The 26,552-nt window shown below is 74.5% G+C and carries 19 protein-coding genes; 11 read left to right on the forward strand and 8 right to left on the reverse strand.

Translation table 11 applies throughout. The annotated features are described in order from the left end of the window. Nucleotides 1-92: 92 nt before the first annotated feature. Together APR03_RS03595 and APR03_RS03600 are read right to left on the reverse strand one after the other, a co-directional pair. Nucleotides 93-854, reverse strand: coding sequence for a sulfite exporter TauE/SafE family protein (locus APR03_RS03595; RefSeq protein WP_253832893.1), 762 nt, complete (start codon nucleotides 852-854; stop codon nucleotides 93-95). After that, entirely contained in the window at nucleotides 851-1,567 is a 717-nt protein-coding gene (locus APR03_RS03600; RefSeq protein WP_253832895.1) for a FadR/GntR family transcriptional regulator, read from the reverse strand. Before APR03_RS03600 ends, APR03_RS03595 begins: the two co-directional genes overlap by 4 nt. A gap of 103 nt (nucleotides 1,568-1,670) precedes the next feature. Between APR03_RS03600 and APR03_RS03605 the strand changes: the two genes are divergently transcribed. From APR03_RS03605 to APR03_RS03615, 3 genes are read left to right on the forward strand one after another with little or no spacing between them, the layout of a single operon-like run. After that, nucleotides 1,671-2,993: an SLC13 family permease gene (locus tag APR03_RS03605; protein WP_253832898.1), complete on the forward strand. Its 1,323-nt coding sequence runs from the start codon at nucleotides 1,671-1,673 to the stop codon at nucleotides 2,991-2,993. Between the two features lie 5 nt (nucleotides 2,994-2,998). Continuing rightward, entirely contained in the window at nucleotides 2,999-4,198 is a 1,200-nt protein-coding gene (locus APR03_RS03610; RefSeq protein ID WP_253832900.1) for a CaiB/BaiF CoA transferase family protein, read from the forward strand. After that, nucleotides 4,195-5,631: a carboxyl transferase domain-containing protein gene (locus APR03_RS03615; protein WP_253832902.1), complete on the forward strand. Its 1,437-nt coding sequence runs from the start codon at nucleotides 4,195-4,197 to the stop codon at nucleotides 5,629-5,631. The genes APR03_RS03610 and APR03_RS03615 overlap by 4 nt, the downstream gene beginning before the upstream one ends. A 118-nt stretch (nucleotides 5,632-5,749) precedes the next feature. Here the strand turns inward: APR03_RS03615 and APR03_RS03620 are convergent, their stop codons facing one another. Together APR03_RS03620 and cpt are read right to left on the reverse strand one after the other, a co-directional pair. Beyond that, nucleotides 5,750-6,550 carry a sulfite exporter TauE/SafE family protein gene (locus APR03_RS03620; RefSeq protein WP_253832904.1) on the reverse strand — a complete coding sequence of 267 codons (801 nt, stop codon included), beginning with the start codon at nucleotides 6,548-6,550 and terminating at the stop codon, nucleotides 5,750-5,752. Further along, nucleotides 6,534-7,091 (reverse strand): chloramphenicol phosphotransferase CPT, encoded by a 558-nt coding sequence (gene cpt, locus APR03_RS03625; RefSeq protein WP_253832905.1) that lies wholly within the window; start codon nucleotides 7,089-7,091, stop codon nucleotides 6,534-6,536. Before cpt ends, APR03_RS03620 begins: the two co-directional genes overlap by 17 nt. A gap of 129 nt (nucleotides 7,092-7,220) precedes the next feature. Between cpt and clpB the strand changes: the two genes are divergently transcribed. Together clpB and APR03_RS03635 are read left to right on the forward strand one after the other, a co-directional pair. Continuing rightward, nucleotides 7,221-9,830, forward strand: a complete 2,610-nt coding sequence (gene clpB / locus APR03_RS03630; protein ID WP_253832906.1) for an ATP-dependent chaperone ClpB — start codon at nucleotides 7,221-7,223, stop codon at nucleotides 9,828-9,830. A gap of 291 nt (nucleotides 9,831-10,121) precedes the next feature. Then, nucleotides 10,122-11,168, forward strand: coding sequence for an ArsR/SmtB family transcription factor (locus APR03_RS03635; RefSeq protein WP_253832907.1), 1,047 nt, complete (start codon nucleotides 10,122-10,124; stop codon nucleotides 11,166-11,168). On the opposite strand, the gene APR03_RS03640 is transcribed toward APR03_RS03635, so the two are convergent. After that, nucleotides 11,146-13,188: a septum formation family protein gene (locus APR03_RS03640; protein ID WP_253832908.1), complete on the reverse strand. Its 2,043-nt coding sequence runs from the start codon at nucleotides 13,186-13,188 to the stop codon at nucleotides 11,146-11,148. The two genes, APR03_RS03635 and APR03_RS03640, sit on opposite strands and share 23 nt — an antisense overlap. 145 nt (nucleotides 13,189-13,333) lie before the next feature. After that, a complete protein-coding gene (locus APR03_RS03645; protein ID WP_253832909.1) occupies nucleotides 13,334-14,158 on the reverse strand; it encodes an exodeoxyribonuclease III in 825 nt (274 codons plus the stop codon). A 227-nt stretch (nucleotides 14,159-14,385) separates the two neighbouring features. Here APR03_RS03645 and APR03_RS03650 point away from each other — a divergent pair, with 227 nt between their 5' ends. The 6 genes from APR03_RS03650 to APR03_RS03680 all read left to right on the forward strand — a co-directional run bounded on the left by APR03_RS03650 (nucleotide 14,386) and on the right by APR03_RS03680 (nucleotide 24,255). Beyond that, the gene (locus tag APR03_RS03650; RefSeq protein ID WP_253832910.1) at nucleotides 14,386-15,897 is read left to right on the forward strand and encodes an ABC transporter substrate-binding protein; all 1,512 of its coding nucleotides are present in this window, start codon (nucleotides 14,386-14,388) and stop codon (nucleotides 15,895-15,897) included. A 25-nt stretch (nucleotides 15,898-15,922) separates the two neighbouring features. After that, on the forward strand, nucleotides 15,923-16,870 hold the full coding sequence (locus APR03_RS03655; RefSeq protein WP_253832911.1) for an ABC transporter permease: 948 nt from the start codon (nucleotides 15,923-15,925) through the stop codon (nucleotides 16,868-16,870). Further along, nucleotides 16,867-19,425 (forward strand): dipeptide ABC transporter ATP-binding protein, encoded by a 2,559-nt coding sequence (locus tag APR03_RS25150; protein ID WP_308216432.1) that lies wholly within the window; start codon nucleotides 16,867-16,869, stop codon nucleotides 19,423-19,425. Before APR03_RS03655 ends, APR03_RS25150 begins: the two co-directional genes overlap by 4 nt. A 98-nt stretch (nucleotides 19,426-19,523) precedes the next feature. Next, a complete protein-coding gene (locus APR03_RS03670) occupies nucleotides 19,524-22,868 on the forward strand; it encodes a S8 family serine peptidase (RefSeq protein WP_253832912.1) in 3,345 nt (1,114 codons plus the stop codon). Nucleotides 22,869-23,002: 134 nt separating this feature from the next. Beyond that, nucleotides 23,003-23,749, forward strand: a complete 747-nt coding sequence (locus APR03_RS03675; RefSeq protein ID WP_253832914.1) for an alpha/beta hydrolase family protein — start codon at nucleotides 23,003-23,005, stop codon at nucleotides 23,747-23,749. A 77-nt stretch (nucleotides 23,750-23,826) separates the two neighbouring features. Continuing rightward, entirely contained in the window at nucleotides 23,827-24,255 is a 429-nt protein-coding gene (locus APR03_RS03680) for a rhodanese-like domain-containing protein (protein WP_253832916.1), read from the forward strand. Nucleotides 24,256-24,352: 97 nt separating this feature from the next. Here the strand turns inward: APR03_RS03680 and APR03_RS03685 are convergent, their stop codons facing one another. Together APR03_RS03685 and APR03_RS03690 are read right to left on the reverse strand one after the other, a co-directional pair. Next, nucleotides 24,353-25,066 (reverse strand): response regulator, encoded by a 714-nt coding sequence (locus APR03_RS03685; RefSeq protein ID WP_308216433.1) that lies wholly within the window; start codon nucleotides 25,064-25,066, stop codon nucleotides 24,353-24,355. Beyond that, on the reverse strand, nucleotides 25,063-26,445 hold the full coding sequence (locus tag APR03_RS03690; protein ID WP_253832918.1) for a sensor histidine kinase: 1,383 nt from the start codon (nucleotides 26,443-26,445) through the stop codon (nucleotides 25,063-25,065). The genes APR03_RS03685 and APR03_RS03690 overlap by 4 nt, the downstream gene beginning before the upstream one ends. Nucleotides 26,446-26,552 lie beyond the last annotated feature (107 nt).

Consider the following 26,552-nt stretch of genomic DNA (forward strand, 5'->3'; position numbering starts at 1 on the left):
CACTATCTGTGCACAGACCGTGTGCACAAGAGGTGTGCAGAAAAATTGTGCACGCATCCGGTGGTGCGACGCCACGAGGGCGCGAGGGGTGGTCAGACCAGCATGAGCACGGCGGCGGTCACGCCGACCACCACGACGAGCACGCGGAACACGGTGGGCGACATCCTGCGCCCCACGCGCGCCCCCACGTACCCGCCCACCAGCGAGCCGGCGGCGAGCAGGCCGATCGCGGCCCAGCTGAGGTCGGCCACGACCACGAAGATCGCGGTCGCCACCACGTTCGCCGCCATGACGGCGAGGGTCTTGAGCGCGTTGACCACGCGGACGGGCAGGTCGGTGCCGAGGCCGAGCACCGCGGCCATCATGACGCCCGAGCCGGCCCCGAAGTAGCCCCCGTAGGTGCCGGTGAGCACGGCGAACACCACGGTGGCGGGCGAGAGGTCGTGGCGCAGGCGGGCGGGCTCGTTCCGGGTGCGCCGCAGCCACCGGCTGATCCACGGCTGCGCGCCGACCAGAAGGCAGGAGAGCAGGATGAGCCACGGCACCACGGCCTCGAACACGCCCGGCGGCAGGGCGAGCAGCAGGGCCGCGCCGCCCACCGACCCGACGGCGCACGTGATCAGCACGACCGCGGTGACGCGTGGGTGCTCCCGCAGCTCCCTCCGGTACCCGAACGAGCCGCTCAGGGCCCCCGGCACCAGCCCGACCGTGTTGGACGCGTTCGCGACCACCGGCGGCAGCCCCACGGCGAGCAGCACGGGGAAGCTGAGCAGCGACGCCACGCCCACGGTCGAGGTGAGGATGCCCGCGCCGAACCCGGCGCCGAGCACGGCGAGCGGTTCCCAGCCGGTCACCGCTCGTCGCCTCGCAGCAGCGCGACGTCGCTGACCATCTCCACGTGGGCGTGCATGGCCGCCGCGGCGGCGGCCGCGTCGCCGTCCCGGATCGCGGCGGCGATGGCGCGATGCCCCGAGAGGGAGTTGCGCGGGCGGCCCGGCTGGGACAGCGACTCGATCCGCGTCTCCCGGATGAGGCTCGAGATCTCCCGCATGGTCTGCGCCAGCAGGTCGGAGTGGGCCGCTGCCGTCACGGCGGCGTGGAACTGCTCGTCGGCGTCCACGCCGCGCTCCCCGTGCTCGATGGCCGCCGCCATGGCGTCGAGCGACGCGTCGATGGCCGCGAGGTCCTCCTCCGTGCGGCGCTGTGCGGCGAGCGCCGCGATCTTGGTCTCCAGCGCGTCGCGGATGTCGATGATCTCGGGGATCCGGTCGGCGTGCGCGCGGATGGCCTCGACGATGCGGCTCTCGCTGTGCCGGCCGGTCAGCACCGTGCCGTCGCCGTGCCGCACCACGACCACGCCCACGACCTCCAGCGCCACGAGCGCCTGGCTGAGCGTCGCGCGGCTGACCCCGAGGCGGGCGGCCAGCTCGCGCTCGGGCGGCAGCCGGTCCCCGGCCTGCAGCCCGTTCTGCCGGATCCAGGCGGTGATCTGCTCGGCCACCTGTTCGTAGAGGCGGGTGCGGGCGAGCGGCGTCGGGAGGTCGGCGGATGCCTGTGGGGTCACCACCCGAGAGTACTTGACAGATGGACCACTGGCCTATTGGCTAGGCCACTGATCCATCGTGCGTCGTCGGTCAAGGATGTCCGCCGCGATGGGAAGAGGAGTTGTCATGGGTCCTGAGTGGATCGCGATCATCGCGCTCGTCGCGTTGTTCGTCGCCGGGACGGTGCTGCCGATCAACATGGGCGCGCTCGCCTACGTCGCCGCCTGGTTCGTCGGCGTCTTCGCGCTGCAGATGGAGGAGAAGGAGGTGCTGGGCGGCATCAGCGCCGACCTGGTGCTGACCCTCATCGGCGTCACGTACCTGTTCTCCATAGCCAAGAACAACGGCACGGTCGACCTCATCGTGTCCAAAGCGGTCCAGGCGGTGGGCGGTCGCGTCGCGCTGATCCCCTGGGTCATGTTCGCCGTGACGGCGCTGCTCACCGCCATCGGCGCGGCCAGCCCCGCGGCCTGCGCCATCATCGGCCCCGTCGCGCTCGGCTTCGCCCGCCGCTACAACATCAACCCGCTCATGATGGGCATGTTCGTCGTGCACGGCGCCCAGGGCGGCGGGTTCTCGCCCATCAGCATCTACGGCACGATCACCAACTCGGTCATGTCCGAGGTCGGCTACGAGGGCACCGAGATGGGCGTCTTCCTCGCCTCGCTCGGCGTCAACATCGCGATGGCCGTGATCCTGTTCCTCGCCCTCGGCGGCCGCCAGCTCATGCGCGAGCGGGTCGACCCGGCCGAGGCGTCGTCGCACCTCGCCGACGACCTGCACGCGGGCGGCGCATCGGTCACCGTCCGCGGCCAGGGCGCCGGCGTCTCCACCCAGACGCGCGCCGTCGGGGTGCGCCGCGACCACGTGCTCACGCTCGTCGCCTTCGCCGCCGTCGCGGTCACCGCCCTCGCGTTCGACCAGAACATCGGCTTCGTCTCCATCACCGCCGCCGTCGCGCTGGCGATGCTGTCGCCGAAGCAGCACAAGGACGCCGTCAAGCAGATCGCCTGGCCCACCGTGCTGCTCGTGGCCGGGGTCAGCACCTACGCCGCCATCCTCACCGCGGCCGGCGTGCCCGAGTACATCGGCAACTGGGCCGCGGGCCTCGGCCTCGTCGCGATCGGCGCGCTCGTCCTGTGCTACGTCGGCGGCATCGTCTCCGCGTTCGCGTCCTCCACGGCGCTGCTGCCGGTGATCATCCCGATCGCCGTGCCGCTCATCGCGGCCGGCGGCGTCAGCCCCTGGGCCATGGCCGCGGCCCTCGCCGTCTCCTCGACGATCGTCGACGTGAGCCCCTTCTCGACGAACGGAGCCCTCATGCTCGCCAACCGCCCGGACACCATCTCCGAGCAGGCCTACTACAAGCAGATCCTCGGGTACGCCGTCATCGTGACCCTCGCCGGACCGCTGCTCGTGTGGGCCATCCTCGTGCTGCCGGGCTGGTGAGCACCATGACCGGACCCCTGGACGGCGTCGTCGTCGTCGACCTCTCCCGGGCTCTCGCGGGCCCGCACGCCACGATGATGCTGGGCGACCTCGGAGCCCGTGTCGTCAAGGTCGAGGCCCCCGGGCGGGGCGACGACACGCGCGGCTGGGGCCCGCCCTTCGTCGGCGAGGAGGACGCGCGCGAGTCGACCTACTTCCTGTCCGCCAACCGGAACAAGGAGTCGATCGCGCTCGACCTCAAGGCCGACGCCGACCGCGAGACCCTCCTGGAGCTCGTCGACCGCGCCGACGTGCTCGTCGAGAACTTCCGGCCGGGTGTGCTCGACCGGCTCGGCCTCGGCGTCGAGTCGCTGCTCGAGCGCAACCCCCGCCTGGTGGTGCTCTCGATCACGGGGTTCGGGCACGACGGGCCCGAGGGGGGCCGGGCGGGGTACGACCAGATCGCCCAGGGCGAGGCCGGTCTGATGTCGCTCACGGGGTCCGGTCCGGACGACCCGCAGCGTGTCGGTGTGCCGATCGGCGACCTGCTCGCCGGCATCTACGGCGCGTACGGCGTGCTCGCGGCGCTGCACGAGCGGCACACCACCGGTGCCGGCCAGGTGGTGCGCACGTCCCTGCTGGCCGCCGTCACCGGGGTGCACGCCTTCCAGGGCACCCGGTGGACGGTGGCCGGGGAGGTGGGCCGCGCACAGGGCAACCACCACCCTTCGATCGCGCCGTACGGCCTGTTCCGCTGCCGTGACGGCGCAGTCCAGATCGCCGTCGGGTCCGAGGCGCTGTGGCAGAAGTTCTGCCTGGCCTTCGACCTCGACGCCGACGCGGAGGGCCTGCGGGACAACGCGGGGCGGGTGGCCCACCGCGACCAGGTCATCGAGACGGTCGAGGCCGCGTTCGCCGCGTACGACGCCGACGCGCTGCTCACCCGGCTGTCGGACGCCGGCATCCCGGCGGGGCGGGTGCGCTCCCTCGACGAGGTGTACGGCTGGGAGCAGACCGCGAGCCAGGGCCTGCTCGTCGACGTCGAGCACACGAGCCTCGGCACCGTGACCCTGCCCGGGCCGCCGCTGCGGTTCTTCGACCCGTCCGGCGCCGAGGTCACGCGCCGGGACCACCAGGCGCCGCCAGTGCTCGACGAGCACGCCGCGCGGATCAGGGAGTGGCTCGACGGCGTGGACGGCGCACCCGGACCGGAGGCCGGGCCGTGACCCGCCGCTGGACCGCCCGGGAGCTGCTCGACCTGGTGCTGGACGACGGCAGCTTCGAGTCCTGGGACGAGCCGGTCGACACGTCCGGCCACCCCGAGACATATCGCGAGGTGCTGGCGGCCGCCGCCGCGAAGGCCGGCACCGACGAGTCGGTGCTGACCGGGCGGGGCCGCGTCCGGGGCCGGCCCGTGGTCGTCGTCGCCAACGAGTTCCGGTTCCTCGGCGGCTCGATCGGGCGCGCGGCCGCCCGGCGGATCACGGCCGCCGTCCGCCGTGCGACCGCCGAGCGGCTGCCCGTGCTGGCCACCACCGCCTCGGGCGGTACCCGGATGCAGGAGGGCACGCCCGCCTTCCTCCGCATGGTCGAGATCTCCCGGGCCGTCATGGAGCACCGCGACGCCGGGCTGCCGTACCTCGTCTACCTGCGCCACCCCACCACCGGCGGCGTCTACGCCTCGTGGGGCTCGCTCGCGCACCTCACCGTGGCCGAGCCGGGAGCGCTCATCGGGTTCCTCGGACCGCGCGTGGTCGAGGCCCTCACGGGCCACGCGCTGCCGGACGGCGTCCAGTCCGCCGAGAACCTCGCCGCCAAGGGCGTGATCGACGGCGTCGTCGCGCCCGAGAACCTGCCCGCGCTGATCGAGCGGGTGCTCGCCGTGCTGGTCGACCCGCCGGCGCCGTCCGGCCTGCCACGCCGCACGGGCGAGCCGTCCGGGACGACGTCGGCCTGGGACTCCGTGCTGCGCACGCGGGCCGAAGGCCGGGTCGGCGTGCGCGACCTGCTGCGCTACGGGGCGTCGGGCACCGTGCGGCTGTCCGGGACGGACGAGGGCGAGCGGGACGAGTCGATGCTGGTCGCGCTCACGCGTCTGGGCGGGCAGCCGTGCGTGGTGGTGGGCCAGGACCGGTCCCGGCAGTCGGAGACCGCGCCCATGGGGCCGGCCGCCCTCCGGGTGGCGCGGCGGGCCATGGGGCTGGCCGAGGAGCTGCGGCTCCCGCTCGTCGCCGTGATCGACACCCCGGGCGCCGAGCTCTCGCAGGCCGCCGAGGAGGGCGCGCTGGCGGGCGAGATCGCGCGCTGCATCGCGGCGCTGACCCGGATGACCGTGCCGACGCTGTCCGTGATCCTGGGCCAGGGCTGCGGCGGGGGTGCGCTGGCGCTGCTGCCCGCGCGGACCGTGCTCGCGGCCGAGCACGCGTGGCTGTCGCCGCTGCCGCCCGAGGGCGCGAGCGTGATCGTGCACGGCGACACGGTGCACGCGGCGGAGCTGGCCGAGGCGCAGCACGTGCGGGCCGTCGACCTGCTCGCGGAGGGCGCCGTGCAGCGCGTGGTCCCGGAGCGCGACGGAGACACGGCGCGCGACGTCGCGGTGGCGGTGGCGGCGGAGTGCGCGGCGGTGCTGTGGGAGCAGGTGGCGGCCCGGCCCGTGTGAGGCCCGAGGGGATCGCGGCACCCGGGGATCGTCTTCGAGACCGAGGTTGCTTCGCTATGAAGCCCCTCGAAGCGAAGCAACCTCGGTCTCGAAAGTGGTCCGGGCCCGGCCCGGACCGTCAGCGCGGGCGCTTCTCCAGGGCCTTGCGGACCTGCTGGGCCAGCGCGAACACGAGGAGCGCCGCGAACGCGACCGACGCGACCCGGTCGGGCAGCACCACCGACAGGCTCGCACCACCGAACGAGAACACCGATGCCACCAGGCCGATGATCGCCGCCGTGCGCAGGTGCACCAGGCGGTTGCGCGCGTTCACCCAGGTGCCGGAGACGGCGGTGGGGATCATCGCCACCAGCGACGTGCCCTTGGCCAGCGCGGGCGCGAAGTCGAACAGTGCGGACAGCCCCGGCACGGCGAGCTGTCCGCCACCGATGCCCAGCAGGCCCGACGCGATGCCCATGACCAGGCCGAGGCCCACCATCCCGGTGCCGTCGAGCAGGCTGGGCAGACCCTCGGCGCTGTCGACGGACGGCGGCTCGCCGAACCCGTCCAGCAGCGACCGGACGATCCCCGCGACCAGCACGCCGACGAACAGCCAGCGCAGCAGGGTCTCCGGCACCCGGGCGAGCAGGCGGGCACCGACCACGGCGCCCACCACGGAGCCGACGACGAGCAGCCCGGCTGCCACGAGGTCCACGGCCCGGTGCGTCAGGTACGGGATCGAACCGACGATCGCGGCGGGCAGGATCGCGGCGAGCGAGTAGGCGCTGGCGCGGCGCTGCGTCAGGCCGCCGAGCGAGGTCAGGAGCGGCACCATCACGATGCCGCCACCCAGGCCGAACAGTCCCGAGAAGGCCCCGCCGACGACCCCGACGAGGGCGGCGCGGGGTGGTGTCAGGGAGTCGTCAGTCTGCGCGGTCACCCCGCGATGATCTCAGGTGCGCGGCGATGGCCCGCGCGCAGTCCGCCGCCTCGGCGCGCGAGGTGTCGACCTCCAGGTCGTAGGCCACGCCCCGGTGCACGACGTCGGCCTGCTGCGCGGCCATGCCCGCCACGCGGTCTCCGCGGGCGGCCTCGCGCCGCGCCGCGACGGCGGGGTCGCACCGCACGCCGACCCAGACCGTGGGGACGTCACCCAGGGCCGCCAGCCAGCGGTGCTGCGAGGCCCCGCCACCGAGGAACACGTCGTCGACCACGAGGTGCGCGCCCGCGCGGGCCATGGCGACCAGCCCGGTGATCCAGGCGTCCTGCAGCGCCATGAAGTCGGGCCCGACGTCGACGACGCCGTCGTCCGCGAACCCGATACCGTCGCCGCCCGCGGTCAGCCGGGCGGGCATCGCGTCGACGAGGGTGTCGACGCTGAGCGAGAGCCACGCCTCCGGGAGCAGCTCCTGCAGAGCCCGGGCGATCGTGGACTTGCCGGAGCTGGAACCGCCGTTGAGGACGATGACCTGGGCGTTCATCCGGCCACGGTACGACTGTCAGTGGTGCGCGCTACAGTGGAAATCCAAGTTGAGTGGAATAGACTCAACTTTGCGCGGGTTCTCTTCCACGGACCTCTGCCCAACTTCTTTCAGCCCCCGGGAGGCTTCATGGACACCAAGTTCACGACCATGTCGCAGCAGGCGATCGGCGACGCGATCCAGTCGGCGTCGGCCGCCGGCAACCCGCAGCTCGAGCCCGTCCACCTGCTCGCGTCGCTGCTCCAGCAGGAGAACGGCGTGGCCGTGGGCCTCCTCGACGCGGTGGGGGCGAACGCGCAGGCCATCGGCCGCCAGGTGCGCGCCGCGCTCGTCGAGCTGCCGCAGGCCAGCGGTACGAGCACCGCCCAGCCGAGCGCGAGCCGCGCCCTGGCGACGGTCCTCGACCTCGCGGGCAAGGAGGCCCAGGGCCTGGGCGACGAGTACGTCTCCACCGAGCACCTCCTCATCGGCCTCGCGTCGGGTCAGTCGTCCGCAGGGCGCATCCTGTCCGACGCCGGGGCCACCGCCGACGCCCTGCGCGCCGCGCTGCCCGCCGTCCGCGGGTCGGGCCGCGTGACCAGCCCCAACCCCGAGGGCACCTACAAGGCGCTCGAGCAGTACGGCACCGACCTCACGCAGCAGGCTCGGGACGGCAGGCTCGACCCGGTCATCGGCCGCGACGCGGAGATCCGCCGGGTGGTCCAGGTGCTCAGCCGCCGTACCAAGAACAACCCGGTGCTCATCGGCGAGCCCGGTGTCGGCAAGACGGCCGTCGTCGAGGGGCTCGCCCAGCGCATCGTCGGCGGCGACGTGCCCGAGTCGCTCAAGGGCAAGCGCCTGGTCGCGCTCGACCTCGCGAGCATGGTCGCGGGCGCCAAGTACCGCGGCGAGTTCGAGGAGCGCCTCAAGGCCGTGCTCGCGGAGATCACCGCGTCCGACGGCGAGGTGGTCACCTTCATCGACGAGCTGCACACCGTGGTCGGTGCCGGCGCGGGCGGCGAGGGCGCCATGGACGCGGGCAACATGCTCAAGCCGATGCTCGCGCGCGGCGAGCTGCGTCTCGTGGGCGCCACCACGCTCGACGAGTACCGCGAGCACATCGAGAAGGACCCGGCCCTGGAGCGTCGCTTCCAGCAGGTCTTCGTCGGCGAGCCGTCGGTCGAGGACACCGTGGCGATCCTGCGCGGTCTCAAGGAGCGCTACGAGGCCCACCACAAGGTCACGATCGCCGACTCCGCCCTGGTCGCCGCCGCCACCCTCTCGGACCGGTACATCTCCGGCCGGCAGCTTCCCGACAAGGCGATCGACCTGGTCGACGAGGCCGCCTCCCGCCTGCGCATGGAGCTCGACTCCTCGCCGGTCGAGATCGACGAGCTGCAGCGCGCCGTCACCCGCCTGGAGATGGAGGAGGTGGTCCTGTCGGAGTCGGAGGACGCCGCCTCGAAGGACCGCCTGGAGCGCCTGCGCGCCGACCTCGCGGACCGCCGCGAGGCGCTCGCCGCGCTCACCGCGCGCTGGGAGTCCGAGAAGGCGGGCCACAACCGCGTCGGCGACCTGCGCGCACGGCTCGACGAGCTGCGCACCGACGCCGAGCGCAAGCTGCGCGAGGGCGACCTCGAGGGCGCGGCGCGCATCCGGTACGGCGAGATCCCCGTGGTCGAGAAGGAGCTGGCGGCGGCCGAGCAGGAGGAGTCCGAAGGTGAGAGCCTGCCGTCCCCCGACCAGCCGATGATCGCGGACAAGGTCGGCGCCGACGAGATCGCCGAGGTCGTCGCGGCGTGGACCGGCATCCCCGCCGGGCGCCTGCTGCAGGGCGAGTCCGAGAAGCTCCTCCACATGGAGGAGGTCATCGGGCAGCGACTGATCGGGCAGAGCTCCGCGGTCGCCGCGGTGTCCGACGCCGTGCGGCGCACCCGCGCGGGCGTCGCCGACCCCGACCGGCCCACCGGGTCGTTCCTGTTCCTCGGGCCCACCGGCGTCGGCAAGACCGAGCTCGCCAAGGCGCTCGCGGACTTCCTGTTCGACGACGAGCGCGCCATGGTGCGCATCGACATGTCGGAGTACGGCGAGAAGCACTCCGTGGCGCGGCTCGTCGGGGCGCCCCCGGGGTACGTCGGCTACGAGGAGGGCGGCCAGCTCACGGAGGCCGTGCGTCGTCGGCCCTACACGGTGGTGCTGCTGGACGAGGTGGAGAAGGCCCATCCCGAGGTCTTCGACATCCTGCTCCAGGTGCTCGACGACGGCCGCCTCACCGACGGCCAGGGCCGCACGGTCGACTTCCGCAACACGATCCTCGTGCTGACCTCCAACCTCGGGTCGCAGTTCCTCGTGGACCCGCTGCTCTCCCAGGAGGAGCGGCGCGACTCGGTGATGACGGCGGTGCGCGCGGCGTTCAAGCCGGAGTTCCTCAACCGGCTCGACGACGTGGTGGTCTTCGACGCGCTCACGCTCGACGAGCTGGGCCGCATCGTGGACCTGCAGGTCGACGCGTTCGCGAAGCGCCTGGACGACCGCCGCATCACGGTGGAGGTGACCCCGGCCGCGCGCGAGTGGCTCGCGCTGGACGGGTTCGACCCCGCCTACGGGGCCCGGCCCCTGCGCCGCCTGGTGCAGCGCGAGATCGGTGACCGCCTCGCGCGCCTGCTGCTGGCGGGCGACGTGTCGGACGGCGACGCGGTGGTCGTGGACCGGGCGGACGGAGAGGGCCTGACCCTCGAACGACGCGTGCCCGTGGTGTGACCCCTGGCCTGTGACCGGTGGTCCGGTGTCCGTCGAACGACGGACACCGGACTACGCTTCTCGGCCGATGTGCGGACGGGCGCGGCCTGCCATCCTGGACGGACGAGGACGGGTGTGTCGGTCTTGTGAAGGTGTCGATGCCGACGACCAGAACAGGATTTCCCGCTCGTCCCTCTGTGTGCGGGTGAATCCCCGCGCGGCTCGCCGCGCGGGAGGACCCGCACGGTCAGGGCACGCGGGGGGCGAGCCGACGGGGGCCACGGGGAGAGGCGGACGGTCAGGGAGGGCCTGATGCTGCGGTTCCACTTCACTGCGGACGATCTAGCCCGGGTCCGGATAGCACCGGGCCCGGACCCGATGTGGGAGGTGCTGCTCAGCGCGCACGTGGTGAACCAGCGCCCGGGCGTGCCGTTGTTCGCGTCCTGGCGGGAGCGGGTGCTGACCGACCTGCCCCCGGCGGCCCGGATGCTGCTGCGCCTGGCGCCGCCCCGCGGGTACTCACCCGACTTCCTCACGCCGGTGACCGGTACCGACAGCTTCGACTCGGGCCTGGACGCCGTGCTGTCCACGCCGCGGTCGAGGCTCGGCACCGACATGGCGCTGCTCACCCGCGGGTACCGGCCGCACCTGTGGATGCGCGACCTCGGGGCGGGTTCGGCACCCGCGGTGCGCGGGCTCGGGGTCGCGCTGCGCGCCTACTACGACCACGCGATCGGGCCGTACTGGAGCGGCATCCGGGCCGCCGTCGACCTCGACCGCGCGGCGCGGACCCGGGCCTGGGTGGAGGGCGGCACGGAGCACGCGCTGCGCACCCTGCACCCCGCGGTGCGGTGGGAGCACCCGGTCCTGTCGGTGGCCACGGCGGCCGAGCGCGACGTCGACCTGGCCGGCCGCGGCCTGCTGATCGTCCCGTCCTACTTCTGCCTGCGCGCGCCGATCACGCTCGCCGACCCGGAGCTGCCGCCCGTGCTGATCTACCCGATCGTGCACGAGAACGTCACGCCTGACCGGTCGCTCGAGTCCGCGGCCGACGGCGGCCGACAGCTCACCGCCCTGCTCGGCCGCACCCGGGCGGCGGTGCTGCGCGCGCTCGGCACCGGCGCGACGACCAGCGAGATCGCGCAGCGGCTCGCGATCTCGCCCGCGTCGGCGTCGGAGCACGCCACCGTGCTGCGCAACGCGGGACTGGTCGCGTCGGGGCGCGAGCGCAACTCCGTGATCCACGCGCCGACGCCGCTCGGCCAGACGCTCCTGGACGGCTGCGCCGGGCAGACTCCGGTGGCGCCCGCCCTGTTCACGCCCGCCCGGCAGTCGGTTACTGCAGGAGATCCTGCGTGATCGGCTCGGCGGTGGCCGCGAGGCACAGACCCACGCGGTCGCCGTCGTCCCACGAGTCCTCGCTCGGGCCCCAGACCACGTAGCGCACGTTGTTGACGACCGGGCTGGTCCGCGCGACCGGCCCGAGCTGCTTGGTGCCGCACACCTGCGCCACCCGCTTGTCCACCTCGTCCCGGCCCGGCCAGACGGCGGCGTCCGCGAAGTCGGTGCGCCCCACCACCTGGGCGGTGTGGTCCTCGTTGCAGGGCACGGCTAGCACCTCGGACACCTCGCCGTCCTCCGGGAGGCTCTCCACGCACGAGCCGAGCACGAGCTGCAGCGGGTGCACCTCACGGGGCTCGGCGATCATCGCCTCGATCGGGTCCCACTGCTGCCGGCTGACCACGTTGACGACGACGGCGACCACCGCCACGACGGCGATCACCGCCACCACCGCGCCACCGACGAGCGCATAGCGGCGGCGCCGGGCGGCCTCGTCGGCCGGCGTGGCGGGCCGCCAGCCCACGTACGTGGCCTCGGGGGCGTAGTCGTGCACCGCCGGGAAGCCGTGCGCGGCGCTGCCGGGAGCCGCCGGGAACGGCGACGGCGGCTGGGTGACGGCGGGCCGGCCCGCAGCCCCCGGGTGGTGCTGCACGGGCGCGGCGGGCGTCGGGAACGGGCTCGGGGGCGCGGTGGGCGGCGGGGTGTGCGTGGTGGGCGACGCGAAGAGCTCGGGCGCCTCACCGGCAGCCGGTGCGGCGATCGCCCCGGCGGGGCTGGTCTCGGCCGGGCTGGCCTCGGCCGGGCTGGTCTCGTTCGGCGAGGCGGTCCCGCCCTCGTCGGGAGTCTGCTCGGCATCCGACGCCTGGGCGTCGTCCGGGGTGGTCTCGCTCACGACGGTGCGCGGACCGAGCGCCTTCTTGTGCGCCTCGGCGATCGCGGCGAACGACAGCGCCTTGAAGTCGAAGTTCTCGTCGACGACGGGGGCGGCTGGACTGCTCGCCGACGCGGCGGGGGCGTCGGCCGGGCTCGCGACGGCCCCGTCGGCGGGGGCCGCGGCGGCCGGCGGGACGACGCTGATCTCCTCGGTCGGGGTCTCGTCGCGCCTCGGTGCGCGGATCGACCCGGCGGTCGCCGTCGGCCCCGGAGCGGCGGTGTCGGTCGTCGTGTCGGTCGTGGTGTCGGCCGTCGTCTCGCCCGTGCTGTCGGCCGACCCGGTCGGGTCGTCCGCCGTGTCGGCGCCCTCGGCCGGACCGGACGCCTCGTCGGCCGCGCCACCGTCGCCGGTTGCCGGCGCCTCTGCGGGCGCCTCGGCCGGTGTCCCGGTCTGTGTCTCACCCGCGTCGGCGGCGGTGCGCGCGGCGGCTCCGGCGGGCGCCGGACCTCCCGCGTCGGCGCTGCCCGTGTCTGACGTGCCGGTCTCCGGCGCGCCGGTCTCCGACGGGCTCGCGTCCGACGCGCCGGCCCTCGTGTCGTCGGTGTCGGGCGCGGGCGCTGCGGGGCGTGGCTCCTCGGTGGCACCAGCCGCGGTGTCCGGCTCCGGAGCTGCCTCGCCCGCGCGGCCGGAGTCGGTGTCGGCCGGCTGGGAGGTCCCGTCAGCCGGCCCCTTCCCGGCCCCGTCGGCGGCGTTCGCGGCCGCATCGTCCGCGGCAACATCCGCGGCACTGTCGCCCGCGGCATCGTCGCCGGCCCCGCCCTGGTCGGCCGCCCCCTCGTCCGCCCCGCCCTGGTCCGTCGGGCCGCCCTCGGCAGCACCTTCCTCGGCAGCACCGTCCGGGACAGCGCCGCCTGTGGCAGCACCCTCCGCGACAACACCGCCCTCGACCGAACCGTCGTCGCCCGTCGGCTCCCCGGACCGCGACTCCTCCGAGCTCGCACCGCGCGTGTCCACGCCGTCGTCCACGCCGGCGACGGCATCGTCAGCAGCGGCGCCCTCGGGCGCGGACGCCTGCTCGTCCGCGGACGCCGTCTCGACATGATCCGTGTCAGGGACCCGGGCGTCGTCGGTGGCTGCCGGGGACTGGTCGGGCGTCGGCGTCATGCAGGTTAACTTACCGACATTCGGCATCGTCCTTGTCACCCGGACGGCACCCGGTCGGGGTGCGTTCCGTTTACGGACAACTTCACCCGCTGATCTCCCCGTCCCGGAGGGAACCCCGGGCGGTCCTGGCCCGTACGCGGGCGCTTCAGTCCGCCAGGTCGACGATCACCGGCACGTGGTCGGAGGCGCCCTTGCCCTTGCGCTCGTCACGGTCGATGACGGCACCGGTCGCGCGCTCCGCGACCGCGGGCGACGCCCAGCAGAAGTCGATCCGCAGGCCCTTGTTCCGCGGGAACGCGAGCTGCTGGTAGTCCCAGTAGGTGTAGGTGTGCTCGGCGGGCAGGAAGGCCCGGGTGAGCTCCGTGTACCCGGCCTCGCCGAACGCGTCGAAGGCTGCTCGCTCCGGCGGCGAGACGTGGGTCTTGCCGGCGAAGGCCGCGGCGTCGTACACGTCGGTGTCGAGCGGGATGACGTTCCAGTCGCCCATGAGCGCGACGGCGTCCTGCGCGTCCGCCCAGGTCTGTGCCGAGGTGCGCAGCGCCTCCAGCCAGGCCAGCTTGTAGGTGTAGTGCGGGTCGTCGAGCGCGCGGCCGTGCGGCACGTACAGGCTCCACACCCGCACGCCGCCGCACGTGGCGCCGATCGCTCGCGCCTCGATCGGCGGGTCCACGTCGAGCAGCGCGTCCGGTGCGTCGTCGGCGACCGTCTTCGCGAAGCCGGGCTGCCCGGGGAACCGCGTGGCGACGTCGTCCAGGCCCACGCGCGACGCGAGCGCCACGCCGTTCCACTGCGACAGCCCGAAGTGCGCCACCTCGTAGCCCGCGGCCTCGAACGCCGCGGTGGGGAACTGGTCGTCCCGGCACTTGGTCTCCTGGATCGCCAGCACGTCCGCCTGGGAGCGGTCGAGGAAGGCGAGCACGCGGTCGACACGGGAGCGGATGGAGTTCACGTTCCAGGTCACGAGGCGCACCGGGCCAGCGTACGTGCGGCACCGCCTCCTGCCGACCCACGGGCGGGAAGCCGCCCCGCGGGGACGGGTTGCGCACAGTAGACCGTGTCTACTCTCCGCGACATCTTCGGGAGAGCCGGTCTCTTCCCGGGGCCGTCCGGAGCAGGCACCCGGAGCGCGTGATGTGATCCCCGCCGCACTTCTCGGACCCTGATCGCCGGAAGGTTCCCCCCGACTACGCTGGTCGCGTGCAGATCCTCACCGGGCGTCGTGCCCTCGGCACCGCCGCCGCCCTCCTGTCAGCGGCACTCGTCGCCGGGTGCTCCGCCGGCAGCTCCACGGGCGGCGAGGACCGGACGGACGTCGTCGTCGGGCTCACCGGCGAGCCGACCAACCTCGACTTCACGACCACGTCCGGGTCGGCCATCCCGCAGCTGCTCATGAACAACGTGTACGAGGGCCTGGTGACCATCGACCAGGACGGCGAGGTGCAGCCGCAGCTCGCCGAGTCGTGGGAGGTCAGCGGGGACCGCACGGTCTACACGTTCATGCTGCACGACGGCGTGACGTTCTCCGACGGCTCGGCCTTCACCGCGGACGACGTCGTGTCGTCGATCGCGCGCGTGCAGGACGACTGGACGCTGAGCCTGAAGTCCAAGATGGACGTCGTGGAGAGCGCCGAGGCCACGAGCGACACCGAGGTCGTCGTGACCCTGCGGCATCCGAGCAACGCCTGGCTGTTCGACATGGGCACGTCCGTGGGCGCGATGTTCCCCGACGACCTGTCCGCCGACCTGGCGACCGAGGCGGTCGGCACCGGCCCCTACACCGTGACCGAGGTGGCCACGGGCGAGCACGTCACGCTCGCCGCCCGCGACGACTACTGGGGCGAGGCCCCGGCGCTCGACGAGATCACCGTGCGCTACTTCGCCGATGCGAACGCGCAGGCCAACGCCGTTCGCGCCGGCGACGTCGACCTGGCGTACAACCTGCAGGCACCCGACCTGATCGCGGGCCTGGAGCAGGACGAGCGGCTGCAGGTGATCGACGGGACGTCCACCGGCGAGGTCCTGCTCGCGCTGAACAACGCCGCCCCGCCGTTCGACGACCTCCGGGTGCGCCGCGCGATCATGTACGCGATCGACCGGCAGGCCGTGCTCGACACCGCGTGGGCCGGCCACGGCCAGCTCATCGGGTCGATGGTGCCGCCCACCGACCCGTACTACCAGGACCTGACCGGCGCCTACCCCCACGACCCGGACCGGGCGCGCGAGCTCCTGGCAGAGGCGGGCGCCGAGAACCTCAGCATCACCTTCGACGTCCCCACGCGCCCCTACGCCGAGGCCGTGGCCCAGGTGGTCGTGTCCCAGCTCAAGGACGTCGGCGTCGACGCGAGGATCGTCCCCGCCGAGTTCCCCGCCGTCTGGCTCGACAAGGTGTTCACCGAGCACGACTACCAGATGTCCGTGATCCTCCACACCGAGGCCCGGGACATGCTGACCATCTTCGGCGACCCCGACTACTACATCGGCTACGACAACCCCCGGCTCGCCGAGGTGGCCGAGCAGGCCGACGAGGGCAGCCCGGACCAGTACGTCGCGGGCATGCAGGAGGTCGCCCGCATGATCGTGGACGACGCCGCCAGCGACCCCCTGTTCCTCTTCCCGAACACCGTGGTGGCCGACGCGGCGCTGCAGGGCATCGCCGCGAACGCCACCACGGAGTCCATGGACCTGACCGGCCTGCGCTGGTCCGACTGACCGGGCCCGCCGCCGCTCACCGCCCGTGCTCAGACACCTCGCCTCGCACGTCGCCCAGCTCGTCGCCACGCTCCTCGTGGCCACGGCGGCCATCTTCGTGCTCCTGCGCGTGCTGCCCGGCGACCCCGCTGTCGTCGCACTCGGGATCGAGGCGTCGCCGGAGGCGCTCGCGGCCTGGCGCGCCGAGCACGGCACGGACGGGCCGCTGCTCGCGCAGTACCTGAGCTGGGTCGGCGGGCTGTTCACGGGCGACCTGGGCACCAGCTACGTGACGGCGCAGGACCTCACGCCGCTGGTCGCGGACCGCGTGCAGGTCACCGGCATCCTGGTGCTCCTCGGCATGCTGATCGCTCTGGTGGTGGCGGTGCCGGTGGGCACGCTGGCCGCCGTCTGGCACCGGAACGCGGGCGGGGTCGTGCTGTCCGCGGTGAGCCAGGTGGGCGTGGCCGTGCCGAACTTCCTGGTGGGCGTGCTGCTCGTGGCGCTGTTCGCGGTGCGGCTCGGCTGGCTGCCGTCGGGCGGGTGGACGGCGCCCGTCGAGGGGTGGGGCGAGTTCTGGCGGCACGTGCTGCTCCCCGCCGTCGCGCTCGGCTCGGTGCAGGCCGCGATCATCACGCGGTACGTGCGCAGCGCCGTGCTGGAGATCATGCGTGAGGACTTCCTGCGCACGGCCCGGGCCAAGGGGCTCACCTTCACCGGCGCCCTCGTGCGGCACGGGCTGCGCAACGCCGGCGTGCCCGTCGTGACGGTCGTGGGCGTGCAGATCGCCTCGATGCTGATCGGCGCCGTCGTGATCGAGCGGGTGTTCGCCGTGCCGGGGCTCGGCAGCCTGCTGCTCGACTCCGTGGGCAACCGCGACCTGCTGGCCGTGCAGTCGGTCGTGGCGGTGCTGGTGGTGCTCGTGGTGCTGCTCAACTTCCTGGTCGACCTGGCCTACACCCTGCTGGACCCGCGCCTGCGGAGGGCGTCGTGACGCGCCGCCGCCGCTCCCGCGTGCACCCGCAGCTCGTCATCGGCGCCGTGCTGGTGGGGCTGGTCCTGGTCACGGCCCTCGTGTCCCTCGTCTGGACCCCGTACGACCCGGAGCACGCCGGCGCCGAGCGGCTGCTGCCGCCCGGCCCGGAGCACTGGCTCGGCACCGACCGGTTCGGCCGCGACGTGCTCTCCCAGGTCATGGCCGGCGCGCAGATCACGCTCCTGGTGGGCGTGGTGGCCGTCGGCATCGCCGCCGTGGTCGGGGTGCCGGTGGGCGTGCTCGCCGGCATGCTCCAGGGCACCGGCCACCGGCGGCCCGCCACGGTGCTCATGCGCGGCAGCGACATCCTGCTCGCGTTCCCGGGCCTGCTGCTCGCGATCGTGCTGGGCGCGGTCTACGGCGCGGGCACGACGACGGCGATGGTCGCGCTCGGCATCGGCTCGATCCCGGCCTTCGCGCGCGTGGCCCGCAGCGGCACCCTCCAGGTGGTGCGGTCCGACTACGTGCTCGCCGCGCGCGCCGCCAACCGCGGCGAGCTCGCGATCGCCCGCCGGCACGTGCTGCCCAACATCGCGGGCACGGTGCTCGTGCAGTGCTCGGTCAACTTCGCGATCGCCGTGCTCGCCGAGGCCGGCCTGTCCTTCCTCGGCCTGGGCACGCCGCCCCCGACGCCGTCGTGGGGCCGCATGCTGCAGGAGTCGCAGCAGTTCCTTGGCGTCGCCGACCACCTCGCGATCGTCCCCGGCATCGCGATCGCCGTGGCCGTGCTGGGCTTCAACCTGCTCGGCGACGGCCTGCGCGACGTGCTCGACCCACGGCTCGCGGACGTCGCGGCGGACCGCGCCGAGGCCACCGCCGGCGGCGCGGCACCCGACCCAGCACCCGACCCAGCATCCGACCCGGCACCCGATCCGGCAGCCGACGCGACCGCGACCGGCACCGCCCCGGCCCTGGAGCTGCGCGACCTCGGCGTACGCACCCGCAGCGGCCGCGAGCTCCTGTCCGGCGTCTCGCTGGACGTCGCCCCCGGCGAGCGGGTGGGCCTCATCGGCGAGTCCGGGTCCGGCAAGACGATGACGGCCCTCGCGGCGCTCGGCCTGCTGCCCGACGGCGTCACGGCCACCGGGCACGTCGGCCTCGCCGGGGTGCCCGGCAACCTCCTGGACCGCGGCGAGCGCGACCTGGCCCGGCTCCGCGGCCGGGACGTGTCGATGGTGTTCCAGGAGCCGATGACGGCGCTGAACCCGCTGGTCCGCGTGGGCCGCCAGGTCGCGGAGACGATGACCCTGCACGGCACCGGACGGCGCGCGGCGCGGGCCCGCGCCACCGCGCTGCTGGCCGAGGTGGGCCTGCCCGACGGCGCCGCGCGGCGGTACCCGCACGAGCTGTCGGGCGGGCAGCGGCAGCGCGTGGTGCTGGCGATGGCGCTGGCCGACGACCCGTCGGTGCTCGTGGCCGACGAGCCGACCACAGCCCTCGACGTCACCGTGCAGCGCCAGGTGCTCGACCTGATGCTGCGGCTGGTCCGGGAGCGCGGCGCCGGGCTGCTGTTCATCACGCACGACCTCGCCGTGGTCTCCGAGGTGTGCGAGCGCGTGGTGGTGCTGCTCGACGGCGTGGTGGTCGAGGAGGGGCCGGTCACGGAGGTGTTCGCGCACCCGCGGCACCCGTACACGCGCCGGCTGCTGGCGGCGTCGACCCTCGAACCGCTGGCGGCCGCGGTGACCGAGGGCGGCCCGGCCGCGGACGGCGAGCCCGCCGCGCCGCTGATCCGCGTCGAGGACGTGACCTGCACCTACCCGGGCCGTGGCCAGACCGTGCAGGCCCTGCGGGGCGTGTCGCTGGCGGTGCGGCCGGGGCAGCGGTTCGGGATCGTGGGGGAGTCCGGGTCGGGCAAGTCGACGCTGCTGCGCATCGTCGCGGGGCTGGACCGCGCGACGTCCGGCCGCGTCGTGAGCGCGGGCGTCGACCTGAGCCCGGACGGCGTCCCGGGCCGGCGCGACCTCGGCGACCTGCGCTCCGCGCTGCAGCTCGTGCTCCAGGACCCGTACGGCTCGCTCGACCCGCGCATGACCGTCGGCGACATCGTGGCGGAGCCGCTCCTGAACCCGGCGAACGTGCGCGAGGGCGGCCCGGCCACGGCGTCCGCCCGCCGGGAGGCGGTGCGCGAGATGCTCGCGGCGGTGGGCCTGCCGCTCGACGCCGCCGAGCGGTACCCGCACCAGTTCTCGGGCGGACAGCGCCAGCGCATCGCGATCGCCCGCGCCCTGGTGTGCCGGCCGCGCATCCTGGTCGCGGACGAGCCGGTCAGCGCGCTCGACGTGTCGGTGCGCCGGCAGGTGCTCGACCTGCTCGCCCGGCTCACCGACGAGTACTCGCTGACCCTGCTGCTCGTCTCGCACGACCTCGGCGTGGTGCGCCACGTGTGCGACCACGTGGCGGTGATGCACGACGGCCTGGTGGTCGAGCAGGGTCCCACCGGGCAGGTCTACGACGACCCGCGCCACGCGTACACGCGGCGGCTGCGCGAGGCGACGCCGCAGCTGCGCTGACCTGCACTTCTTCTCACCCCAACGGTTCCCGCGCACCCGGCGTCAGCCCTTGTGGAGGCGGTGCTCGACCGCCTGCGTCCTCACGAAGGAGACAGCAGATGCGCGCCAGAACGGGTGCAGCGGCAGCGGTGATCGCGGTGGCGGTCGCGCTGGGGACAGGGGTACCGGCGTGGTCGTCCGGAGCGGCCGGTGCCGGCGGGGAGGACGACGGCGGTGCGCCGGCGGTCGTCTCGTCCGCGACCGTCACGCTGATCACGGGCGACCAGGTCGACGTCGGGCGGTACCCCGACGGGCGCCGCTCCGTCACGGTGCGCCCCGCCGCGGGACGCGAGGGCATCGCCTTCCAGAAGCTCGTCGAGGGCGACACCGTGCGGGTGATCCCGGGCGACGTCGCGCGCCTCGTGCCCGACCGGCTCGACGCGGCGCTCTTCGACGTCACGGGCCTGATCGCGGCCGGGTACGACGACGCGCACCGCGACACCGTCCCCGTCATCGTGCAGGACGCCGCGGTGGCGGACGCCGCGGGCGACCCGGGCGCGGCGTCGTCGCGCCGGGCGACCGCGCAGCCCGACTGGGCCGCGCTCGGCCTCGAACCGGAGCGGGAGCTGCCGTCGGTCGGCGCGGTCTCGGCGGACCTGGACCGGGCCGCGGCGGCCGACCTGCTCGCGTCGCTCGACGCCGGCCCGGCGGCCCGCTCGGCGACGCACGCCGTGAAGGTCTGGCTCGACGGGCGCGTCGAGGCGCTCGACGTCGACTCGTCCCCGCAGATCGGCGCGCCGGCCGCCTGGGCGGCCGGGTTCACCGGCGAGGGCGTGACCGTCGGCGTGCTCGACTCCGGCCTCGACACCACCCACCCCGACCTCGACGACGTGCTGGTCGGTGCCCGGGACTTCACCGGGTCGGGCGACACCGTGGACCGGTACGGCCACGGCACGCACGTGGCCTCGATCGCGCTCGGCTCGGGCGATGCCGACGCGGTCAACCGCGGCGTGGCCCCGGGCGCCGACCTGCTGGTCGGCAAGGTGCTCGACGACTTCGGCGGCGGCGAGTCGTCGTCGATCATCGACGGCATGGAGTGGATCGCGGAGGCTGGCGCCGACGTGGTGAACATGAGCCTCGGCGAGAGCGAGCGCTACACGGACGGCACGGACCCGTTCTCGATGGCGGTCGACACGCTGAGCGCCCGGCACGGGACGCTGTTCGTCGTGGCCGTCGGCAACGAGGGCCTGCACGGCGCCGTCGTGCCGCCGGGCGCCGCGAGCTCCGCGCTCACCGTCGGCGCGGTCGACGACGACGACCAGGTCGCCTACTTCTCCAGCCGCGGCCCGCGGGCGGGTGACTACGCCATCAAGCCCGACGTCACCGCCCCCGGCGTGGAGATCGTCGCGGCGCGCGCCGACGGCACCAACGAGTGGGAGAGCGACGGCCCGTACACGGCCTGGAGCGGAACCTCCATGGCGGCCCCGCACGTGGCGGGCGCGGCGGCGGTGCTCAAGCAGGCCCGCCCCGAGCTGACCGGTCCGGAGCTCAAGGCCGTCCTCATGGGTTCGGCGCAGCACACGAGCGGCGGAGCGTTCGAGGAGGGCGCGGGCCGCGTCTTCGTGCCCGCGGCGCTCGACCTGCCCGTCACGCCGTCGCCCGCCTCGCTGTCGTTCGGCGCCTTCGAGTACCCGCAGGAGGGCACCGCGAGGCGCACCCTCACCTACGCGAACCCCGGGGACGCCGCGGTCACGCTCGACCTCACGGTCGAGGCGTCGGACCAGGACGGCGAGCCGCTGCCCGACGGCGTGGTCACGCTCGGCACCACCACGCTGACCGTCCCCGCCGGGGGCACGGCGTCGGTCGAGGTCGGTGTCGACCGCACGGCCGGGGAGCTCGAGCGCCGCTACAGCGGCGCGGTCACGGCCACCGACGCCGAGGGCCACGAGGTGCGCACGCCGCTCGGTTACTACCGCGAGCCGGACCTCGCCGACCTGGACGTCCGCACCGTCGGGCGCGGCGGCGAGCCGCACACCGGCTCGTCGAGCGTGCGCATCGTGAACGTGGACGACCCGATGCTGTTCGACGAGCACCGCGAGATCGGGCCCGAGGGCCTCGACCTGCGGGTGCCGCCGGGCCGGTACTCGGTCACGGGCTTCCTGTGGACCACGGACGAGAGCTTCGTGGTCTCGGCGGTCTCGGCCGTGCTCCGGCCGGAGGTCACGGTCGCCGACGACACCACCGTCGTCCTCGATGCGCGGGAGGCGCGCGAGCTCACCGTGGCGACCCACCGCCCCGCCGAGGTGCGGTGGATCTCGCTCGACGACACCCGGACGACCGCCGTCGGCGACGACTTCTACGGGTTCGGTGCCGTGGTCGGGGCCGACGCGAAGGCGTACGCGACCCCCACGGACGCGCCGGTCACGGTCGGCACGTGGGACCTGCAGACCCACTTCGTCCTGGAGCAGCCGGTGGCGGAGGGCCGCGCGCCGTCCTACACCTACGACCTGCTGTACACGCAGGACGTCGTGGACACGTTCCGCTTCCGCGCGGACGCCCGCAGCACCGCGGCCGTGACGACCGGCTACGCGTCCCTCGGCGCCGACCACGTCGCCGAGAGCGCCCGCGTGGGCACCGCACCGGGGCACATCTGGGGTTCGGCGATCAGCAGCCCCGTGGCCACCCCCGCACGCCGCACCGAGTACCTGAGCGCGAACGGCGTCACCTGGGGCCACCAGGTGTACGCGGGTACGGCGGAGGACCCCATGCAGGGCTACTTCGACGCCGCGGCGCGCACCTACGCACCGCGCGAGAAGGCGTGGGCCACCGTGGGCGGCGCCGTCCTGGCCCCGCGGGCCGGGACCGGCGGGTTCACGGTCACGGACGACACCCTCGGGCTCGCCCTCACGCCGTGGAGCGACGGCGACGGGAGCCGCTTCGTGTCCTTCGGCGGGCAGACCACGCGCCTGCGCGTCTGGCAGGACGGCGACCCCGTGCTCGACCAGACCCGGCCGACGGGCGAGGTGGTGCTCCCGGCGGGCGGAGCGGCCCACCGCGTGGCCCTCGACGCCAGCCGCCAGGACTCCTGGTGGGAGCGGTCGACGCGGACGAGCACCGAGTGGACCTTCCGCGCGGCCCCCGGGGCCGCGGCGCCGGCCGTGCTCGACGTCGGCTACGCCGTCCAGGGCCTCGACCTGCGCCACGCGGCACCTCGCAGCACGCGGGTCACGCTGTCGGCCGGAACCCCGAGCAAGGACCGGGCCACCTCGGCCCGCCTGTGGTGGTCCGCGGACGACGGCGCCACGTGGCACGCCGCGCCCCTCGCCGGCGGGCGGCCGGGGACGTTCACCGGCACGGTGCGCGCGCCGCACGGCACCGCGCACGTCTCGCTCCGCGTCGAGGCGCGGGACGCGTCGGGCGGCACCGTCACGCAGACGGTGATCCGCGCGTACGCCGTCCGCTGACGGGGATCCGCACCACGTGTCAGACGTACGGGTCGCTCGGGGGACCCGTACGTCTGACACGCCCGGCGAGCTGCCGGGCGCGGCGGTGGGCTCGGCCGGGCGTGTAGCCTCCTGCGCGACATGAGCGAGGCGACATGAGCGAGCACCCGACCAGCGGCGACGCCGAGTTCGCCGTGCCCGACGACGCCCTGCGCGCCGGTGCCCTCGACGCCCCGGCGGGCAGCGGGCGCGCGGGGCGCCGCGCCGGCCGGGCGCCCATCCGCGTGATCTTCGTGCCCGGGCTCGGGGACCGGCTGCCGCCGCTGGTGCACCTCCAGCGCGAGGCGCTGCGCACCTGGCGCGCGCTGGGCGTGCGGACCACGATGTTCCGCGTGCGCTGGTCCTCGGACGCCTCGTTCCAGGACCGCCTCGACCGCCTCGACGAGATGGTCGAGCGGTACGAGCAGCGAGGTGAGCGCGTGGCGCTCATGGGGGCGTCCGCCGGGGCGGGCGCCGTGCTCGCGGCCTACACCCGGCGCCGCTCGATCGTGGCCGTCGTGATCATCGCGGGGAAGTTCCTCGAGCCCGAGGACATCATCAAGCCCGTGCTCGACCGCAACGCGCCGTTCGCGCAGTCGCTCGCGACCGTGCCGAAGCTCCTGGAGGAGCTCGGGCCCGACGACCGGGCACGGATCCTCAGCCTGCGGTCGGCCCGGGACGGCGTGGTGGACGACGAGGACACCCTGCTGGAGGGCGCGGTGAACGAGACGATGCGCGTGGTGGGCCACGTGCTCGCCATCGGCTACGCGCTGATGTTCCAGGCCCGCCGGGTCGTGCGATTCCTGCGCGACGCGGTGACGGACGACGCTGCGCCCGGGCCGGAGCGCGCGGGCACGCTGTAGCGCGCCTGACGCACACTTCAGGAACGGTGCGGCCCCCGGCCCTTGTCGCGGGCGCCCGGGCTCCGCACACTCGGGTCATGACGAGCACCCAGGACACCTCCGCCGCCGTCGCGCACTTCGCCGGGCGGCTCGCCTTCGAGACCGACGTCGCCGACGTGCACGACGACCTCGCCGCCGGGCGCCGCTTCACGCTGGTCGACGTGCGCCCCCAGGAGGCGTGGGACCAGGGCCACGTGCCGGGCGCCGTGCACCTGCCGAAGGGCAAGATCAGGCTGCGGGCCGAGCAGACCCTCGACCGCGACGTGCCCGTGGTCACCTACTGCTGGGGACCGGGCTGCAACGCGGCCACCAAGGCGGCCCTCGAGCTCGCGACGCTCGGCTACGAGGTCAAGGAGATGATCGGCGGCTTCGAGTACTGGGTGCGCGAGGGCTTCCCCTACGACACGGCGTCCGGCCGGGTCCACCCCGCCCCGGACCCCCTCTCGGCCCCGCTCCACACCCACTGACGGCCGCCCGTCGACAGTCCGCCCCGATCAGACGATCAGGCCTGGTTCCGGGGTGGATCGCTGGCGCCACCGCCTGCTCGCGGCGGACCTTCCCGCGTCAGGTGGGGCGGTAGCGGTTCTCCGGGCGGCCCGTCGCGCCGTAGCGGGGCGTCACCTGGGCCAGGCCCTCGCGGACCAGGTGCTCCAGGTAGCGGCGGGCACTGACGCGCGACATCCCCACGGCCCCGGCCACCTCCGCCGCGGAGGCGTCCCGCGGCACGGCGGCGCTCCCGGCCTCGCCCGGGGAGCCGCACAGCCGGGCCAGCGCCTCCTGCACCAGGGCGCGGCTGCGCTCCGACAGGCCCTTGGGCGGCAGCGCCGTCGCCCGTGGGCCCGCCAGGAGCTGGTCGACGGCGTCCTGGTCGAGCGTGTCCTCGGCGCGGCGCAGGTCCTCGCGCCGCTGCCACACCTCGTCGAGCCGGTCCCGCAGCGCGGCCGAGGTGAACGGCTTGACCAGGTACGCGACCACGCCGCCGGCCATCGCCTGGCGCACGCTGTCCAGCTCGCGTGCGGCGGTCGTGGCGACGACGTCGACGGGCGGGCCGGGCAGCAGCCGCAGCCGGCGCAGCACGTCGAGCCCGCCGATGTCCGGCAGGTGCAGGTCGAGCAGCACCAGGTCGGGCCGCAGCCCGGCGGCGAGCCGCAGCGCGTCCGCGCCGTTCCGGGCCTCGCCGACGACGACGAACCGCGGGTGGCTCTCCACGAACCCGCGGTGCACGACGGCGACCGCCGGGTCGTCCTCCACCACGAGCGTGCGGGCCCGCCCGGTCACGACGTCGCCCCGGCGGACCCGGCACCCGCACCCGCACCAGCCGCGGCACCCACGCCCGCGGCGCCCCCGGCACCCGGCAGCACGACCGTGACCCGCGCTCCGCCGAGGTCGCCCGTGCCGACCTCGATCTCGCCGTCGCGCCGCTCCACGACCCGCCGCACCAGCGCGAGCCCGATGCCCCGGTTGTGCTCGCGGCGCCCGGAGCGGTTCGGTCCAGGGCCGCCGGCCCCCGCCTCACCCGTGACCTTCGTCGTGAACCCCGCCTTGAACACCTGGTGCTGCAGCGCGACGGGGATGCCCGGGCCGTCGTCGTCCACGCGCAGGCGCAGGTGGCCGGCGTCGGTGTGCACGAGCACCCGCACCCGGCCGTCGGTACCCACGGCCTCGACGGCGTTGTCGATGAGGTTGCCCAGCACCACGAGCGCGTCGGTGTGCACCGCGGACGCCTCGGGCGTCGCGGGGGCGTCCACGACGGAGCCCTCGTCGACGTCGAGTGTGACGTCACGCTCGCGCGCCGTGATCGTCTTGACCAGCAGGAGCGCGGCGAGCTCGGGCGACCGCACGGCCGGCGCGACCGACGACGCCGTGAGCAGCCCGCCGTAGCCCGACCGCTCGATGAACGCGACCGCCTCCTGGGTGCGGCCCAGCTCCAGCAGCCCCGAGATCACGTGCACGGTGTTGGCGAACTCGTGCGACTGGGACCGCAGGGCGTCGGTGAGGCCGCGGGTCTCCAGCAGGCCCGCGATGTCCTCCGGCTCGAGCAGGTAGATGCGCCGCCGCACCAGGCGGGTCACCCACGCCGCGCACAGCACGCCCACCACCGCGGCGGCGGCGAGCGCCGCGAGCAGCCACCCGCGGTCGTCGGTGAGGTCGGCGCGCAGCTCGGACTCCAGGATGCCGACGCTCGCGGTGCCGATCACGGGGGCGGGCGAGGCGTCGTCGGCGGCGTCGCCGTAGACGGGCACCTTGACCCGCCACGACGTGCCGAGCGTGCCGGTCTGGGTGCCGGTCCAGATCTGGCCCGACAGGGGTACGGAGGGGTCGGTGGAGACGCGGCGGCCGATCTCCTCCGGGTCGGGGTGGGAGTAGCGGACGCCGTGGTCGTCGGTGACCACCACGTAGGTGACCTCGGACGCCTCGCGGATCACCTCGGCGATGGGCTGGATGGTCGCGGAGGGGTCGGCGTCGTCGAACGCGTCGAGGATGACTGGCAGACGGGCCACGGACTGGGCCACCCCGGTCATGCGGTCGACGTAGGCCTCGCGGAGCTGCCGTTCCTGCAGCGCGGAAGCGACCACGCCGGTGGTGCAGACGAGCACGAGCACGATGACGACCTGCAGCACCAGCAGCTGCGCCCGGAGCGTCATCGCCCTTCTCACGGACGCCAGTGTGCACCGGCGGGCCGCCGGGGCGGTAGCGCAATGCCGTGACCGAAACGACCACAACGTTCGTTGCGACCACAACCCGGCCCTCGCCGGCGGGCGCT

This window comes from Promicromonospora thailandica (genome assembly GCF_024171955.1).
Classification (GTDB): Bacteria; Actinomycetota; Actinomycetes; order Actinomycetales; family Cellulomonadaceae; genus Promicromonospora; species Promicromonospora thailandica.

What these genes read in the sequence shown, in the direction of transcription:
- APR03_RS03605 (WP_253832898.1), top strand. Translation starts at nt 1,671, where the DNA reads ATGGGTCCTGAGTGGATCGCGATCATCGCGCTCGTCGCGTTGTTCGTC.
- APR03_RS03610 (WP_253832900.1), top strand. Translation starts at nt 2,999, where the DNA reads ATGACCGGACCCCTGGACGGCGTCGTCGTCGTCGACCTCTCCCGGGCT.
- cpt (WP_253832905.1), bottom strand. Translation starts at nt 7,091, where the DNA reads ATGAACGCCCAGGTCATCGTCCTCAACGGCGGTTCCAGCTCCGGCAAG.
- clpB (WP_253832906.1), top strand. Translation starts at nt 7,221, where the DNA reads ATGGACACCAAGTTCACGACCATGTCGCAGCAGGCGATCGGCGACGCG.
- APR03_RS03635 (WP_253832907.1), top strand. Translation starts at nt 10,122, where the DNA reads ATGCTGCGGTTCCACTTCACTGCGGACGATCTAGCCCGGGTCCGGATA.
- APR03_RS03640 (WP_253832908.1), bottom strand. Translation starts at nt 13,188, where the DNA reads ATGACGCCGACGCCCGACCAGTCCCCGGCAGCCACCGACGACGCCCGG.
- APR03_RS03670 (WP_253832912.1), top strand. Translation starts at nt 19,524, where the DNA reads ATGCGCGCCAGAACGGGTGCAGCGGCAGCGGTGATCGCGGTGGCGGTC.
- APR03_RS03675 (WP_253832914.1), top strand. Translation starts at nt 23,003, where the DNA reads ATGAGCGAGCACCCGACCAGCGGCGACGCCGAGTTCGCCGTGCCCGAC.
- APR03_RS03680 (WP_253832916.1), top strand. Translation starts at nt 23,827, where the DNA reads ATGACGAGCACCCAGGACACCTCCGCCGCCGTCGCGCACTTCGCCGGG.